This is a genomic window from Bacillus sp. 1NLA3E, assembly GCF_000242895.2.
GTDB lineage: Bacteria > Bacillota > Bacilli > Bacillales > Cytobacillaceae > Bacillus_BU.
In genome coordinates this window covers 4,537,186-4,554,102 of record NC_021171.1, presented here as the reverse complement: position 1 = coordinate 4,554,102, position 16,917 = coordinate 4,537,186, and the positions used below count along the sequence as shown (strand labels likewise).

Here is a 16,917-nt window from a genome sequence, read left to right as displayed (position 1 = left end):
TTAAAAATCCATATTCTTTTATTATACCAAAAAAAGGGGAGGAAAAGACGGGGGAAGCGGAAGTGATGGATGCCTTCCCAATCACCTTCGCCAACCGATCTCTTTGCATCTCAATCAAACCTCATCTATTGTTGCCAAAAATCCAAACCAAAAACCCGCTCAGTCAAAACCAGCGGGGTAGTTATAGAAACATTGATGTCTTGACCAAGGTCTTTTTTAGGGCCTTGCGCACTGCTTCACATGTCTAGCTCCAGCGCCTAGTGTACTTCACCCACCTCCGCAACGATTGAGTCAACATCGGATCGCTGTGCTCTCCGTGTTTCCTTTATCTCAGTCAGTGTGCTCCAGTCCTGTCGTGCGCTAACCGGGCGCTTCCGCTTTTCTATCTACAACGAATAAATATCGTCTTCTTCTTTAAAACGGAAGAATATCGAAAAAATAAAAATAATCGCTGTTAGTATCCATGTAAATAAGAAAGACATTCCAAGTCCAATGTTTGTAGTTAGGGAAGGACTTTTCCATTCATGGTAAACCGTGTAAAGGACAGGGAATGCCATACAGATATATACAATAAATAACGAAATCAACCTAATTGTCGTTTTCCGCTCCATTTTCGAGAAAATTAGTAAAAAACTAAAGAAGAGCAAGAGTAGTGATAAAAAAGTAATCAATAGTAAACTATTCAATTAAAACGCTCCCTTCCTGCATACTTAATTATTTCGGGAAAATTTTGAATATTCCTGCAGAAAATTCAAAATTTTTCTAAAATAATATAAATAGTAATCTCATCAAAAGTGTTAAGGAGCACTCAAAAGTAAGGAGGGGATACTCGTGTTTATTCTCAAATAGTTATTTCCGTATCATATTATTCCCAATAAATAAACAAATTTCCTTATTAATCACCAACTTAGATAAAGCGAAAAATTTGTATTTAGGATAACAAACATATGATGAATTTTAATGAAATTTACAAGAAACGGCAAAAATAACTCAATATCTACAAAAAAATTACATTTTCTTGATAAGATATTGTTAACTGGTATGATGTATGCTAATATAATTTTAAAGAATCAGAATTAAACAACAGGCTTTAAAGTTCCATTATTTTTCAATTAGAAAGGGGATAGAATTATTCAAAACAAAGAATTGTCCTTTCTCACAGCAGAAAAAGTTCGGGATATCATTATTAAAAATGGCATGAAACCCGGAGATAAATTGCCAAGTGAAAGTGAGTTAATCGAATTATTTAAAGTAAGCAGAACAACAATTAGGGAAGCAATGAAAATTTTGAAGGCTGAAAACATCATCGAAATTCAACAGGGAAGAGGGACTTTTGTTAGTAAAGAAACAGGGATGATTGGAGATCCTTTAGGATTAACTTTTGTTAATCAAAAAACCTTACTAAAAAACCTTCTAGAAGCTAGGCTGTTAATTGAACCACCAATAACTCTATTGGCAGCTCAAAGGGCAAATGATTCTGATGTAAAAGATTTGCAAGATGTCATTAATAAAATGAAAGAACTTAATTATCATGATAAAAATAGTGCAGAATTAGATTTAGAGTTCCATAAATTAATTGCAAAAGCCACAGGTAATGATGTTTTGTATCGGGTCATTCCGATAATCAATGAGTCAATAATGAAAGGCTATGGAGAAACGGTAAATAACATAGAAAGTTTCCGAAGAGCATTTCAGAGCCATTTGAATATTTTTAAAGCAATAAAAGATAAAGATTTTCTGGCTGCTAGATATGAGTCAGAAAAGCATATAAGACAAACTTTAGATGACGTTTATGGTTATTAATTTTTTGCCAGTGGGTATGATTGCATACCCCACCCTACTCCACTCTACCCTACAGCATAGAAGACTTACTAATATCATGCATTTTGTAAAAAGAGATAAATGTAAGCGCTTGCCACTCCTGCCGATTTCTTTCACCTGAGAAAACTACATAAGATAAATTAGACATTTTTATAATTATTTAATCTCTATTTTTAGATTTATTAGCCATCTATATGAGGAGGAATAATAGGATGAAAAAAATGTTTATAGTTTTACTTTTGGTAGTCTTAAGTTTTAGTTTGATAGCTTGTAATTCCAAAGAAGCAGCCAAATCTACTAAAAAGGATACTAAAAAATCAGAAGCGGAAGCCGTCACACTTAAATACTGGTATTGGGCTGATAATCCAGAATACTCTAAGGTTATGCAAAATATTATTAAAGATTTTAATAGCACAAATGGCAAAGGAATTACAGTCGTTGGAGAAGAATATCCTTGGGATGGCGGAGCGTATAGTGAATCGTTATTTACTGCAGCAATGGGTGGCGGTGGACCGGATGTAGCAACTTTTAAATTAACATCAACACCACTATTTAAAGCCAATAAGTTGCTTGCTAATTTAGATGATTTCATTTCCGACTGGAAGGATAAAGATGATATTGATGAAAATATCTATAACATTATGAAACAAGCAAGCGGTACTGACAGCGTTTATGTAATGCCATGGAATACACAAGTATTATATGTTTATTACCGTCCTTCAATATTTGAGAAAGCAGGAATTGAAGTACCAAAAACATACAAAGAATTTTTAACAGCCATAAAAAAAACCACGATGGATACTAATGGTGATGGAAAGACCGATGTATATGGATTTGGTATGAGAGGTGCTAAAGGTGGTCAAGAGCCTTGGGGAAGTTTCATCTATGGACGAGGTGGGGATTTCGATCACTTAAATAGTAAAGAATCAATAAAGGGTATGCAGGATTTTGTGGATTTATATAAAAAGGGTTATGTTCCACCAACAGCAACAACTGATGGATTCAACGAAATCATTTCAAACTTCAAATCAGGAAAAACCGCTATGACAATTCACCATACAGGTTCATCAAAAGGAATGGTAGAATCACTCGGAGACGATGTATCAGCATTTGCTTTCCCTAAAGGTGATGGCCAATGGACATCAATGGGCGATACAGAAAATGTAATATTTGAATCAAGTAAAAATAAAGAAGCTGCATTTGAATGGGTTTCATATTTAGCTACAGGAAAAGGACAAGTAGATTGGAATGAAGCCACAGGGAATGTTCCAGTAAGTAAAACTGTACAAGCAATGGATTATTTCCAAAATGATAAATTTATGAAAGCTTCAATTGCAGGAATGCCATATGCAGGGATTTTACCAATTCGAGATACAACAACAGAATGGATCAATACTGATTGGCCTAATACAGTTGCTTCTACATTATTGGGAAATTTAACATCTGAAGAAGCAATGAAAATTTTACAGGAAAAACTTGCAAAATAGTTTTGCTTTTCATCATTTGGTCATGCAGTAATATCACTTAGTTAAAAAGGTTGACCATTATTTATGAAAAAATGAAACCGGTTACTAATTACTTATATTTGTGATTGAAACTATAAAAATAGTGAACTGTTTGTTGCTCATGGCAGTTGTTTTGATAGATTCAATAAAATGGAACTGTCATGAGTGTCTTCTAAAAGGAGTTGTGCTAATAAACTTTAAATTGGCATAAAAGAAGCAGAGGTGAAAAGTTTGCAACGGAAAAAGTTGAATATTTGGCCCTATCTTTTGATAGCTCCTGCATTACTTATCGTTACTCTCGTAGTTTTTGTACCAGTAATTAATGCTCTCATCATGAGTTTCCAAAGTTATGACTTAAGAAGGCCTTTTGATATAGATTTCATTGGTTTAAGCAACTATAAGGAAGTAATGTCAGACCCTCTTTTTTGGTCTTCACTCAAATATACATTAATTTGGGTAATCGGAGGGGTAGGGCTACAATTTTTATTTGGGTTTATCCTAGCGTTACTTTTAAACCAAAAGTTTAAAGGGCGCGGGATAGTGCGTGCAGCTAGTTTGATTCCTTGGGCAACACCAGGGGTATTAATTGGTTTGATGTGGAAATGGATTTACGATGGGAATTATGGAGTTTTGAACGACGTATTATTAAAGCTCAATATAATAGATCAAGCCATTCCATTTTTATCACAAACATCAACTGCATTCCCGTCTGTAATCGTGACAATTATCTGGCAAGGCATTCCGTTTTTTGCAATCATGCTACTAGCGGGTCTTCAAGGTATATCTCAGGAAATGTATGAAGCAGCTGATATTGATGGAGCAACGAGTTTTCAAAAACTAGTGAGAATTACCATTCCATCTTTGAAAAATACGATCCTAACTACTTTGTTACTGCGGATTATTTGGGTCTCAAACTCAGTGGATATTATTTACAATATGACTGGAGGCGGACCTTCTTATTCCTCGCAAACTTTAAGTGTATACATATTTAATAAAGCAAATGTTTTAAACCTTGGATATGCATCTGCAATGGCATTAATTTTAATGGCGCTCTTAGCCTTTGTGGCCATTCCTTATATAAAAAATAGTTTTAAGGAGGGATGAATTTGAAAAGAAAAGGTTTTAATTGGAGTAAAATATTCAGTGTTTATTTGCCGATTATGACAATATTATTGTTTTTAATTTTCCCGTTTTACTGGACTTTTGTTACATCCATTAAACCTGAACTTGAATTATATGGAACAACAGTAACCTACTGGCCTAAAGCACTAACATTTGCAGCTTATAAAAATTTATTTAGTGAATATAATTTTTTACATCCAATGTTAAATAGTTTATTAGTTGCTACTATTACTACATTAGTAACTCTGGTTGTTTCAACCTTAGCTGCTTATGCATTCACAAGATATAATTTTAAAGGTAAAAAAGTACTGATGGCTTTGTTTTTGACAAATAATATGTTTCCAACTGTATTACTTTTAATACCCTTATATACGATTATGCGTAATATCAATCTATTATATTCACCGTTATCACTAGTATTTGCTTACACAACTTTCACGATTCCTTTTTCAGTATGGATGCTTACCGGATATTTAAAAGATTTGCCTTCATCATTAGAAGAAGCAGCTATGATAGACGGGGCTACAAGAGCATATGCATTTATTAAAATTATCATGCCAGTCCTTACACCATCGATTGTTGCGACAGGTGTATATATATTCATTCAATCATGGAATGAATATACATTTGCAGTTTTGTTTACAAATGAGGCAAGCCGAACCATACCGGTTTCATTAAAAAACTTAATTGGTCAGTTAGGTGTTCAATGGGATTTACTGACAGCAGGTGGAATTATTACAATTATTCCTGTTTGTCTAATGTTCTTCTTTGCACAAAAGAAACTGATTGAAGGGATGACTGCAGGTTCAGAAAAAGGTTAATTAAAAATGAACCTTTAGTATTCATACACATTTAGGAGGGGAAATAATGCAAAAAGCTAATCTAGAAGAAACTGCAAAAAAAATACGGGCAGATATTTTAAAAATGATCTATACTGCTCAATCTGGCCATCCTGGTGGGTCACTTTCTCTTGTCGAGATTTTAATAGCTTTATATTATGATGTAGCAAATATTGATCCAGCAAATCCAAATAAAGAGGATAGGGACCGGATTGTCCTTAGTAAAGGTCATGGTTGTCCAGCTCTCTATGCAATATTAGCAAATAAGGGCTATTTTCCTATAGAAGATCTCAAGGATTTCCGCCAAGTCCATAGCCATTTACAAGGGCACCCCGATATGAAGAAAACGCCAGGTGTTGATGCTAATACTGGTTCGCTTGGACAAGGAGTATCCATTTCAACTGGAATGGCTTTAGCCGCAAAACATAGAAAAATGGATTATAAAGTGTATGCAATTATCGGAGATGGTGAAGTCCAAGAAGGTTTGGTTTGGGAAGCGGCAATGGCCTCTGCACATTACAAATTAGATAATTTGGTTGTTATTTTAGATCATAACGGTCTTCAAATTGATGGCTCCAATGATGATGTTTTAAGCATTGGAGATATTATGGAAAAATATAGAGTGTTTGGTTTTGAATGTTTCAAGGTGGATGGACATGACCTTGATGCGATTCACTATGCACTTAAAGCACCAGTTTCCGGGAAGCCCAAATTTATTTGTTGTGAAACACATAAGGGGAATGGGATTTCCTTTATGGAAGATGAATATGGATGGCATGGAAAAGCACCGAATCAACAAGAATTTGAAAAAGCTATGGAAGAATTGGGGGTAACGATAAATGGGTAAATCATTAAGAGTAGCTTATGGAGAAGCATTAAAAGAATTAGGTGCCATAAATGAAAATATTGTCGTCATGGATGGAGATTTAGCTCATGCTACTATGACAAGTATTTTTGCAGATGAGTATCCAGACCGATTCTATAATATCGGAATTGCAGAAGCAAATTTATTTTGTATTGCAGCCGGAGTTTCGCACTCAGGATTAATACCTTTTGTCAGTACATTTTCCCTATTTGGAACAGGGCGGGCCTATGAACAAATTCGAAATTCGATCAGCTATGTCAATGCAAATGTAAAGTTTGGTTTGTCACATTCAGGTTTATCTGTTGGAGAAGATGGAGGTAGCCATCAATCTATTGAAGATATTTCCTTGATGCGAGGATTACCAGGAATGACTGTTTTTGTTCCGTGTGACCCAATTGAAACTAGAAAGGCTGTTTTTGCTGCATATGAAATCGATGGCCCGGTCTATATTCGTGTAGCAAGACCTATTGTTGAGAATGTTACAACAGAAGCCACCCCGTTTATTCCAGGCAAAGCTAATATATTAAGAGATGGGTCTGATGTTTGTATAATGGCTACCGGATTAATGGTGTCAGAAGCATTGGCGGCAGCTAAACTATTAGAAAAGGATGGAATAAAAGCGGCGGTAGTCAATTTCCATACCATAAAGCCTTTCGATAGTGAGTGTGTATTACAAATGGCCGAACAATGTGGAGCAGTTGTTACGGTAGAAGAGCATTCAGTCATTGGTGGACTTGGAAGTGCTGTTGCTGAAGTGTTGGCTGGAAATTCATCAGCCAAATTTACTAGAGTAGGCATAAACGATAAGTTTGGTAAATCCGGAAAACCTGCAGATTTATTTAAGGAGTATGGTCTGACAGCTGAAAATATTGTTGATAAATGTAAATCGTTAGTAGGAGTACATCTTTAAAATATGGGAGGATAGTCAGATGAACATTTTATCGTATGAATTTAATCAAGAAGGTATGAGTCGGGTATATGAAAATGAAAAGTGGACCGTAGGTATTAAAAATTGGAAGCCCGCTAATGATATAAAAGGTATTGACTGCTTGGAAAGACACAATAAAACTGATGAACTATTTGTGTTACTTTCAGGAGAATGTGTTTTGGTGTTTGCAAATGAAATAAATAATGACTTAAAATTTGAAACAGTAAATATGGAACCATATAAAGTTTACAATATTCCACAATCATTATGGCATAATACAATCACGATGAAAGATACAAAAATGGTATTAATTGAAGATTCATCTACAAGCATGGAAAATAGTGATATTCTTCCATTGAATGCTAAACAAATTTTAGAAATTCAAGAAAAAGTAAACGTATAAAAAAAACCGGGTAGATAGCCCGGTTTTTCTTATGGGTTGATGAGCAATTAAATTTTGTATTCAATATGTAAAAAACTGATTAATAGTATATATGAATGCTATTACCGTACAATCTTACCTGATTCATTTTCAGCAAACTTTAAAACTTCTTCCTTTGTAAAAGGATTACAATCTCCGTAAACTGTGTGTTTTAAAGCAGAAGCTGCAGTTGCAAAGGAGATAATCTGGTCGGGATCTAGCTCATCGAGAACTCCGGACAAAACGCCTGCTGCAAATGCGTCACCCCCGCCGACACGGTCAATGATTGGATTAATAGGATGAACCTTTGATTGATACAGCTTGCCATCAACAAACAGATTGCCTTGTAGCCTGTTACTTGAAGCAGAAATGACTGTACGAAAGGTTGAGCATAATAATTCAATGTTTGGATATAAATCCGTCAGCTTTTCGTAATAATATTTTAGTTTTTCTTCTGGTGGGAGAGACTCGGTTGCTTTCTCCATCCCGAGGAGATAGACGGCATCCAATTCTCCGCACGAACAAATATCAATAAAAGGAAGCAGCGGCAAAATCGCTTCTTTAGCCTCTGCCTGGCTCCAGAGCTTGGCCCGGTAATTGAAATCAAAGCTCGTTTTAACGCCATACTCTTTTGCCTTTTTCAGGGCATGAAGCGTCAATTCTCTCAACTCAGGGGATAACGCCAATGTAATTCCCGAAACATGAAATAACGAGGCACTCTGCAAAGCCGCTTCCAAATCAACTGCTTCCACTTTCAGCTCTGAAAAACTGGAGTATTTCCGATCATAGGTTACTTGAGAGCCTCTTTCCCCGGCACCAGCTTCAAGGTAGTAACTACCTAAACGTTCTCCACCCTTTTGAAGATAATCTGTGTGAACACCATGAGATTTCAAATGCCTTTCCACAGCTAGCCCCAAAGGATTATTCGGGACTTTGCTAATAAAATAGGAATCATAACCGAAATATGAAAGAGAAACAGCAACATTGGCCTCGGCACCGCCATAATGGGCGTTAAGTTGGTTAGCTTGTGAAAGTCTCTCTCCCTTGGGGGTAGAAAGGCGAAGCATGATTTCCCCTAGTGTGACAATCTTCTTCATCGTAATCCCTCTCTTGCTTCTTGTACTTTTTCAATATATAATTTCGCATTTTCGGTGATTTTTCCATAGTCTCCCGTTTTGGCAGGTGAGACAAGATTCCCTCCAACACCGACGGCGACACAGCCATTTTTAATCCATTGGTCGACATTATCGAGACTTACACCACCAGTAGGCATGATGTTCACTTGCGGTAAAGGTGCTTTAAGCGCTTTCACGAACTCTGGACCAAAAGCGTTCCCTGGGAACAATTTAATGATATCGACGCCATATTCTAGTGCATTTTTCATTTCTGTAATCGTCATGCAGCCTGGCAAATAAGGGACCTGATATAAATTGCACATTTTGGCCGTTTGTTTATCAAAACTTGGGCTGACAATGTATTGCGCCCCTGCCAAAATAGCAATTCTGGCTGTTACTTCATCAAGAACTGTTCCTGCACCAATCATTACATCGGGGTGAGTACGATAATGTGAGACAAGTTCCTTTACAATTGCCTCAGCACCATCGATTGTAAAGGTTATTTCGATGCCGGTAATACCACCTTTTACACACGCATCTGAGATTTTGACTGCTTCTTCTTGCGAGTCTGCTCTAACGACAGCAATTACCCCGCACTCCGAAAGTTTGGATAATATCATAAGTTTTTTCATTTTTACCTCCTTGGCTAGAACCCCGCCCATTAGAAAACTAAAGTCAAACAACCGGTTATAAAGTTACCCCGCTTTTAAAGATAGCAATTTCTCTAAAGTCATTCTTCTCGTTATTTACAAGCTCACCGCTCGCCACTTTGGTTATATAATCGATAAAATCATTTAACACTTGATCAGAGGATACTCCATCTTCAAGCAGAATCTCTGCATTAAAATCAATCCAGTGAGGTTTAGCTTCATATAGTTGTTTGTTGGTTGAAATCTTTAGGGTTGGAACAAAAGACCCAAACGGCGTTCCTCTTCCTGTGGTAAACAACACCATCTGACAACCGGCAGCAGCAAGTGCGGAGGAGGAAACGAGATCATTTCCTGGTGCGCTGAGAAGGTTTAATCCTTTCGTCTTAAGAACCTCTCCATATTTTAGAACATCAACAACAGTGGAAGTACCAGCCTTCTGCGTACATCCAAGCGATTTGTCCTCCAAGGTAGTAATGCCACCGGCTTTGTTCCCTGGTGAAGGATTTTCATAAACAGGCTGATTATGCTGCATGAAATAAGCCTTAAAGTCATTGATTAAGTCTACTACTTTATGAAATACTTCTTCATTGGCAGCGTGTTCCATTAATCTGGTTTCGGCACCGAACATTTCCGGAACTTCAGTCAGAACGGTAGTTCCACCTTGGGCAATCAAATAGTCAGAGAACCTTCCAAGCAGCGGGTTGGCTGTTATTCCAGAAAAACCGTCGGAACCGCCGCATTTTAAACCGATTTTTAATTCTGAAAGAGAGATGTCCTCTCTTTTATCGGTTTTAGCATTTTCATAGATTTCCTTAAGGAGTTTAAAGCCTTCCTCAATCTCATCGCCAACAGCTTGAGATATCAGGAATTTCACTCTGTCCTCATTCACGTTTCCAAGCGCCTTTTTAAATTCCGGCAGTTGATTGTTCTCACATCCGAGCCCTAAAACGAGTACTCCACCAGCATTTGGGTGATGAACAGCATTGAGCAAAATTTGTTTCGTATTTTCATGGTCGTCCCCAAGCTGGGAGCAACCATAATTGTGCTTTAAAACTAGAACATGATCAAACGGACTAATATCACCCACATGCTTTTCAAAGCGTTTGATTATTTTATCGGCAATTCCGTTTACACATCCAACTGTTGGCACGATCCAAAGTTCGTTTCGAATGCCAACATTTCCATTTTCCCTTCGATACCCTTTGAAGGTCCGCTTTTCATCTTTATATGGATTTGGCGTTTGTACCGGTGTGTACTGATAATCCTGGATTCCGGATAAATTCGTTTTGGTGTTGTGGGTATGAACATGTTCTCCCGCTGCAATTGTTGTCAGCGCATGTCCAATCGGATACCCGTATTTCATAATATTTTCACTTTCCTTGATTTCTGTAGAGGCGATTTTATGACCGCGATTGATATCCTCTTTTAATAGAATGCTAGTATCATTAACGCTCAGTGTTTCATCCTTCTTTAAATCTATCAAGGCAATGATGATGTTATCCTTTTCATGAATTTGTAAGAACTTCTTCATATGCTAGACCTCCTTATTCAATAATGGATGTCTCATTTATTTCTTTGAGCGCTTCTTTTACTCCCTTTTGAGCAATTTGTAGAAGGTTGGACGTCACATGGCTAACCAGGTTGGGAATGGAAGTAAGGTCCGTTCCCCAAAGCTGTTTTTTTGCCAATACAGTTTCAACTAGTTCCTTCATTTCAATTTTCTGATTCTCGAATTCCCCCCAAATGTCCTTAAAGAATGCCAAGATTTCAGGATTATCCTGCAATGGGATTTCCTGATTCCCCCTTTTTCCTTTATAAAAATAAAGCAAACAGCTTAAGGCAAAGGTCATTCGTTTTGGCAGCCTATCGTTACGGTTCACATAATCTAACAAAGCAGGCAAGTTTCTTGTATTAAACTTGGAGACTGAGTTTAAGGAAATACTAGACAAATAGTGTTTAATATATGGATTCCTGAAGCGCGCCAGCACTTCTTTTGAAAAATCAGTAAGCTCTTCCAGCGGCCCACCGAGAGTAGGGATAATTTCCTCTTCAATCAGCTCCCTGACAAATTTACCAATCACGCTATGATTAACCGATTCCTCTACTGTGTTCAAACCATACAAGTAAGCAACAGGTGTCATCGCTGTGTGGGCTCCATTTAAAATACGGACTTTTCGAACTCGATAGGGTGCTAAATCGTCAACAATCAGTGTGTTCAACCCTGTTCCCTCAATTGGGAGCTCGTTCTTAATCCATTCTGGCCCCTCGATCACCCAAAGATGGTATTGTTCCCCAACCACCATCAAGTCATCCTGGTAGTCAAGTTCTTCAGTTTTTTCTTCAATTGAATCAAATGGAAATCCCGTGACAATCCTGTCTACCAGGCTCGAACAGAAAGTGTTAGCATGGTGAATCCAATCTATGAAGTCGCTGCCTAGGTCCCAGTGTCGGGCATATTGCAGTACAATTTCCTTGAGTATTTGACCATTATTTTCAATCAATTCAACTGGAATAACAATACAACCACGGCTTTCGTCTCCAGAAAAAGCTTGAAAACGATGATAAAGAAAAGAGGTCAGTTTGCCTGGAAAGCTCTTCTGTGGCTTATCTTCCAATCGATCTTCAGGATCAAAAACGATCCCTGCTTCAGTTGTGTTTGAAATGATAAAACGCAGTTCAGATTGGCCAGCTAGGTCTACATAGAGTTGATAGTCTGTAAAAAGATTAATCCCACGGCTGATGGATTCAATCACCATATGTTCATTTACGGGACATCCATCTTTGATTCCCTGTAAATAAAGAGTGAACAGCCCATCCTGGTTATTGAGCCTTTCAATCTTATCAAAGCCTCTGGGCTGAACGACGACAACGCTTCCATTAAAGTTGGTCTTCTCATTGAGAATCTGTATTTGCCAGTCAACAAATGCCCTTAAAAAGTTTCCTTCCCCGAACTGAAGTACTTTTTCCGGATAGGAGGCAATATTCTTATATAAGCTTTTATTTAGTCTCTGCATTTATTAATCCCTCCGTATTTGCACACGTGAACATTTTAGATAAAATTCCCCCATTCTTGTGAATGGGTCGATGTCAATTCACCTTCTTGACAGAGTCTCTAATCATTAGTTCCGAATTAATAAAGATTTTCTCACCCTTCTGCTCGTTATCCTCAATCAAGGACAAGATTTTCTTCGCCCCCTTTACACTGATTTCTTCAATTGGCCGTTTAATCGTTGTAAGCCGTGGCGTCGTATATTGGGAATAGCCAATATCATCAAAACCAAATACAGATACATCGTCCGGCACCTTTAAGTTCCGTGAAAAAATAGCGTTCATCGCCCCAATTGCCATATCATCATTGGAACAAAATACGGCAGTGGGAGGGGTGGAAAGCGAAAGGAGCCTTTCTGCGGCAAGATATCCGCTCCTCATATCATAGTTCCCAACAACAGAGTACTCTTTTCTAGGGTAAATGCCATTTTCAATTAGTGCAGCCAAATATCCATCCTTGCGCTCTTGAGAAGATTTGAAGCCCTGGATACCTTCAATGATGGCAATATTGCGGTGACCGCATTTAATCAAATATTCCACTGCTTGGCGGGAACCTTCTTTATCATTAGATAAGATATTGGTAATTTTATTTTCCTCAATATCACGATTTAGCACCACTAACGGAATCCTTTTCTCAATCGAGTTGTAAATAAAAGAATTATCGTGGATGCTTTGACTCATTAAAATGATCCCATCATATCTTTGTTTGTTAATAGAGGAATAATCCTGGTAATCATCGATACCGCGGACAATCAGATTGTAATCCTGATTAATCACGCTATTTACACCCTTTATCGTATCAGCAAGGAAGCTTGATGACGTGCCGTTAGTGATACTTGTAAAGAATAAGCCGATTGTATAAGACTTATGCATGACTAGACCCTTGGCATTGTAATTTGGTGTGTAATTAAGCTGAGAGGCAATCTCTAGTATCTTCTTCTTTGTATGTTCTTTAATCAGGGGGCTGTTATTTAAAGCCCTTGATACCGTTGTGTGAGAAACATTCGCCAATTTAGCTATATCCTTTATTGTAACCATGATCTGTCCTTCCTTTTGCAAATGAACAAAATTAGCACTCACTTACTTCCTGAAAATTAAAATAATCCCTGGCATTGAGATAAGATATCCTTTGTACAATCCTGCCTAGGATCTCCATATCTTCGGGGTATTCGCCGTTTTCAACCCATTCTCCGATCAGATTGCAAACCAATCTTCTGAAATACTCATGCCTTGGATAGGATAGGAAACTTCGGGAATCTGTGAGCATCCCAATAAACTGGCTAAAAAGTGCTGTATTGGATAGTGCTTTCATTTGTTCTATCATCCCATCTTTGGAGTCATTAAACCACCACGCTGTGCCAAATTGAATTTTCCCAGGGGTTTTCCCATCCTGAAAACTATTGATCACGCTAGCGATAATAGAGTTATCATTAGGGTTCAATGAATATAAAATGGTTTTAGGAAGCTTGTTTTCCTGTTCCAAAGCGTCAAGAATATAGCATAACGGTTTAGCAATTTGATCATCATTGATCGAATCATAGCCGGTATCAGGTCCTAGTAGCTTTAACATTTTCGTATTATTATTCCGGTGTGCGTTCATGTGAAATTGCATTGCCCAATCGCGATCAGCATACAGTTTCCCAAGGTAGATTAATGTATAGGTTTTAAATTTCCTTTCGGCTTCAAGTGAAATTTTTAGACCCGTTAAGCGCTCCGAAAAAATAGTTTTAACTTCCTCTAGCGAAGTTTCCTCATATACCATTGAATCTAACGCATGGTCTGACACCCTGCATCCGACAGAGTGAAAAAATTGTACACGTTTTTCAAGAGCGGATAGATAATCTTCATAACTGTTAATGCTGACAACTGCAGCCTGTTCAAGCTTTTCGACCCAGCTAAGAAAATCGTCTCGGTTTATTCCCAGTCCCTTATCTGGTCTGAACCCTGGAACCACGTTGACGGAAAAATCCTTGCTTTCTTTTAATAAAAGGTGATATGCCAAACTATCTACAGGGTCGTCAGTTGTACATACGACTCTTACATTTGATTTGGCGATTAAATCACGCGCACCGAATCCTTCTCCCTGTAGGAACAGATTAGCCTTTTCCCAAATGGCTTGTGCGCTTTTTTCGTTTAAAGGCTCATATATACTGAAAAATCTCTGAAGTTCAAGGTGGGCCCAGCTATATAAAGGATTCCCAATTGTAAGGGGAACAGTTTGGGCCCAAGCCATAAATTTTTCGTAATCACTAGCATTTCCGGTAATCTTCTCCTCCGGTATGCCGTTTGCTCTCATGGCTCTCCATTTATAATGGTCGCCATAAAGCCAGACTTCTGTAATAGTATGAAACCGCTTATTTTCATAGATTTCTTTTGGACTTAAATGGCAATGATAATCGATAATTGGCAGTTCTTTAGCGTAATTATGGTACAACGAGATAGCGGTTTCATTTTTTAATAAAAAATTTTCATCCATAAATTTTCGCATCGTTTCACCATCCATCATATTTTTTGTTCGCATTCATATTTTTAACTTAGGCTCTGTTAAAGTAGAATGTTGATTTCCGTTCCAGGCACTCGCTTTCCGCGGGCGGTCCGGGAGCCTCCTCGGCGCTTTCGCGCCTGCGGGGTCTCCCGTGACGCGCTACTCCCGCAGGAGTCTCGCGCCTTCCACTCCAATCAACATTGAGCTTTAACTTAAAAAGGTTTTGGTTTTACAATTCACCAAAAATGTTAACGTTAACATTTTTATTTTAACATTTTATATATTATGTCGACAATACTAATAATTTAGAAAAGATATAGCTAACGCTACCCAAACTAAAGAATACTTTGATTTGTCATGATATTCGGCATTGGCTAGGGTTCCCCCAAAACTAAAGCCGGAAATCCTTAAAGTAAGGAATCCGGCTTGTTATTACTCTACTGCTACAAAAAATTCCTTGCCATTAAACACTGTCGGTGCCAGTGTTTCCACTGGAACCCCATCTTTTAGGTAATAATTCTTATTTTCGGGATACTCTAGTTTCACACCCTCATGTTCGACAATTAGGACTGGATTCGCGGACATCCCATCTTTTATTGTCACTTTGAAACCTTTGCCCTTGAAATACTGGCCAGCTTCAACATACTTCACTTTATAATTCAAATCGGTAATCCCTAAATAGTTTCCAATCACCCTTGGGATATCAGTATTATCAATCAAACCGCTCGGCTTCCCAGGTCCATAAGCATACAAAAACACATTCTCACCTGTATGCCCGTGCGTCGTAAACCCAAGCTTTGCTCGTGAGGCTAACATCCCTGCCATTGCATTTTCGAGGTTTTCAGCACCCTTCAAATTCCCCAACTCATCCCGCGTTACATTACCCAGACCATAGAGCTCGGCTACTTTAAGTAAATTGGAGTGATCAGGCTTTAGCTGTGTCATCGCACCTTCCAAGGTTAGCTTGGCCTTTTTCAACGGTTCAATAAAAGTCGGTGCTGGGGTAGCTCCATATGTTCTGTCGGTAGAACTGCTTCCCATCGTCAGGCCGCTGTTGCCATGATCGGTGACGGCAATTACCATCGTGTTGCCGTCCTTTTTCGCATACTCAAGTGCCTTACCGACCGCTTCATCAAAGCCCAACACTTCACTGACCATGCCAACTGGATCATTCTTATGTGCGGCCCAGTCAATTTTACTGCCTTCGACAAACAAGAAAAAGCCTTGATCTTGTTTTCTATCTAAAACTTGAATTGCGGCCTCGGTCATATCCGCCAGCGAAGGTTGGCTTGGTGTTAACGCCTCACGGTCAAAATGGTTACTCAACGCCGACTGTGCTAAGCTACCCCAGACCTTGCTACCACGCACTCCCGCTAACTGTTCTTTTGTTTCCACCACCTGATACCCCATTTTTTTCACGACTGGCATTAGATCCTCTCGATCAGCTCGATTTTTAGCAGCGAGTGAGCTTTTACCACCGCCCAACACCACATCCAGATTCTGATACACCTGCTGTTCGGCAATATCATGATAATTGTTGCGGTCAGTGACATGAGACGAATAGCTAGCCGGCGTGGCATTCTGAATCTCCGACGTCGACACAAGGCCCGTCGCCATCCCGGCAAGCTTTGCCGCTTCACTTAAGTTCACCACGGGTGCGAACCCATTGCGATTTGACCCCGGCACCATCCCAATCGCATTCACAATTGTTTTATGTCCCGTCGCCAGCGCCGTGCCTGCTGCCGCCGAATCGGTAATCGCCGAGCGGAGTGAATGGGTGTGCACCCCACCGACCAAAATTTCATCAAGCGCCAATGGTTTGCCCTTGTACCAACGTGCTAGTGTCACCACATCAGAATTCGTTCCGTCCATCACCATCATGATCACATTCTTATGTTTGGCAACCACAGGCTCCGCATACCCCGCTTTTGGAAAAAATAAAGCAGATACGGTTAATAAAATAAGTAAGCTTCTTCTCTGATAAAACATACATACCTCCACTACCATATATTTAACTACTTCAATCTTGTCTACAATATTTTCAGCACAACTGAAAAAAATATGTAAGTGGAGGGAAAAATAAAAAGGGCAGGATACCTTCGGCATCCCACCCAAAAA

The 16,917-nt window shown here is 38.6% G+C and carries 15 protein-coding genes; 7 read left to right on the top strand and 8 right to left on the bottom strand.

Features of this window, described 5'->3' with window-relative positions:
* Positions 1–386 precede the first annotated feature (386 nt).
* On the bottom strand, positions 387–686 hold the full coding sequence (locus tag B1NLA3E_RS25030; RefSeq protein WP_015595989.1) for a hypothetical protein: 300 nt from the start codon (positions 684–686) through the stop codon (positions 387–389).
* A 460-nt stretch (positions 687–1,146) separates the two neighbouring features.
* Here B1NLA3E_RS25030 and B1NLA3E_RS21820 point away from each other — a divergent pair, with 460 nt between their 5' ends.
* The 7 genes from B1NLA3E_RS21820 to B1NLA3E_RS21790 all read left to right on the top strand — a co-directional run bounded on the left by B1NLA3E_RS21820 (position 1,147) and on the right by B1NLA3E_RS21790 (position 7,483).
* Entirely contained in the window at positions 1,147–1,803 is a 657-nt protein-coding gene (locus B1NLA3E_RS21820; protein WP_015595988.1) for a FadR/GntR family transcriptional regulator, read from the top strand.
* Between the two features lie 230 nt (positions 1,804–2,033).
* Complete coding sequence (locus tag B1NLA3E_RS21815) at positions 2,034–3,308, top strand: ABC transporter substrate-binding protein (RefSeq protein ID WP_015595987.1); 1,275 nt, start codon at positions 2,034–2,036, stop codon at positions 3,306–3,308.
* A 249-nt stretch (positions 3,309–3,557) separates the two neighbouring features.
* Positions 3,558–4,430 (top strand): carbohydrate ABC transporter permease, encoded by an 873-nt coding sequence (locus tag B1NLA3E_RS21810; RefSeq protein ID WP_015595986.1) that lies wholly within the window; start codon positions 3,558–3,560, stop codon positions 4,428–4,430.
* 2 nt (positions 4,431–4,432) lie between these two features.
* A complete protein-coding gene (locus B1NLA3E_RS21805) occupies positions 4,433–5,269 on the top strand; it encodes a carbohydrate ABC transporter permease (RefSeq protein ID WP_015595985.1) in 837 nt (278 codons plus the stop codon).
* Positions 5,270–5,315: 46 nt separating this feature from the next.
* Positions 5,316–6,134 (top strand): transketolase, encoded by an 819-nt coding sequence (locus tag B1NLA3E_RS21800; RefSeq protein ID WP_015595984.1) that lies wholly within the window; start codon positions 5,316–5,318, stop codon positions 6,132–6,134.
* Positions 6,127–7,062: a transketolase family protein gene (locus B1NLA3E_RS21795; protein ID WP_015595983.1), complete on the top strand. Its 936-nt coding sequence runs from the start codon at positions 6,127–6,129 to the stop codon at positions 7,060–7,062. Before B1NLA3E_RS21800 ends, B1NLA3E_RS21795 begins: the two co-directional genes overlap by 8 nt.
* Positions 7,063–7,081: 19 nt before the next feature.
* Positions 7,082–7,483, top strand: coding sequence for a cupin (locus tag B1NLA3E_RS21790; protein ID WP_015595982.1), 402 nt, complete (start codon positions 7,082–7,084; stop codon positions 7,481–7,483).
* 101 nt (positions 7,484–7,584) lie between these two features.
* Here the strand turns inward: B1NLA3E_RS21790 and B1NLA3E_RS21785 are convergent, their stop codons facing one another.
* The 7 genes from B1NLA3E_RS21785 to B1NLA3E_RS21755 all read right to left on the bottom strand — a co-directional run bounded on the left by B1NLA3E_RS21785 (position 7,585) and on the right by B1NLA3E_RS21755 (position 16,905).
* On the bottom strand, positions 7,585–8,598 hold the full coding sequence (locus B1NLA3E_RS21785; RefSeq protein ID WP_015595981.1) for a sugar kinase: 1,014 nt from the start codon (positions 8,596–8,598) through the stop codon (positions 7,585–7,587).
* Complete coding sequence (locus B1NLA3E_RS21780; protein WP_015595980.1) at positions 8,595–9,248, bottom strand: bifunctional 4-hydroxy-2-oxoglutarate aldolase/2-dehydro-3-deoxy-phosphogluconate aldolase; 654 nt, start codon at positions 9,246–9,248, stop codon at positions 8,595–8,597. The genes B1NLA3E_RS21785 and B1NLA3E_RS21780 overlap by 4 nt, the downstream gene beginning before the upstream one ends.
* Before the next feature lie 55 nt (positions 9,249–9,303).
* Positions 9,304–10,797, bottom strand: coding sequence for a UxaA family hydrolase (locus tag B1NLA3E_RS21775; protein WP_015595979.1), 1,494 nt, complete (start codon positions 10,795–10,797; stop codon positions 9,304–9,306).
* A 13-nt stretch (positions 10,798–10,810) separates the two neighbouring features.
* A complete protein-coding gene (locus B1NLA3E_RS21770; RefSeq protein WP_015595978.1) occupies positions 10,811–12,280 on the bottom strand; it encodes a tagaturonate reductase in 1,470 nt (489 codons plus the stop codon).
* 73 nt (positions 12,281–12,353) lie between these two features.
* The gene (locus B1NLA3E_RS21765) at positions 12,354–13,352 is read right to left on the bottom strand and encodes a LacI family DNA-binding transcriptional regulator (RefSeq protein ID WP_015595977.1); all 999 of its coding nucleotides are present in this window, start codon (positions 13,350–13,352) and stop codon (positions 12,354–12,356) included.
* 31 nt (positions 13,353–13,383) lie between these two features.
* A complete protein-coding gene (gene uxaC, locus B1NLA3E_RS21760) occupies positions 13,384–14,802 on the bottom strand; it encodes a glucuronate isomerase (protein ID WP_041581271.1) in 1,419 nt (472 codons plus the stop codon).
* Positions 14,803–15,231: 429 nt separating this feature from the next.
* The gene (locus B1NLA3E_RS21755) at positions 15,232–16,905 is read right to left on the bottom strand and encodes an alkaline phosphatase (protein WP_236619595.1); all 1,674 of its coding nucleotides are present in this window, start codon (positions 16,903–16,905) and stop codon (positions 15,232–15,234) included.
* Positions 16,906–16,917 lie beyond the last annotated feature (12 nt).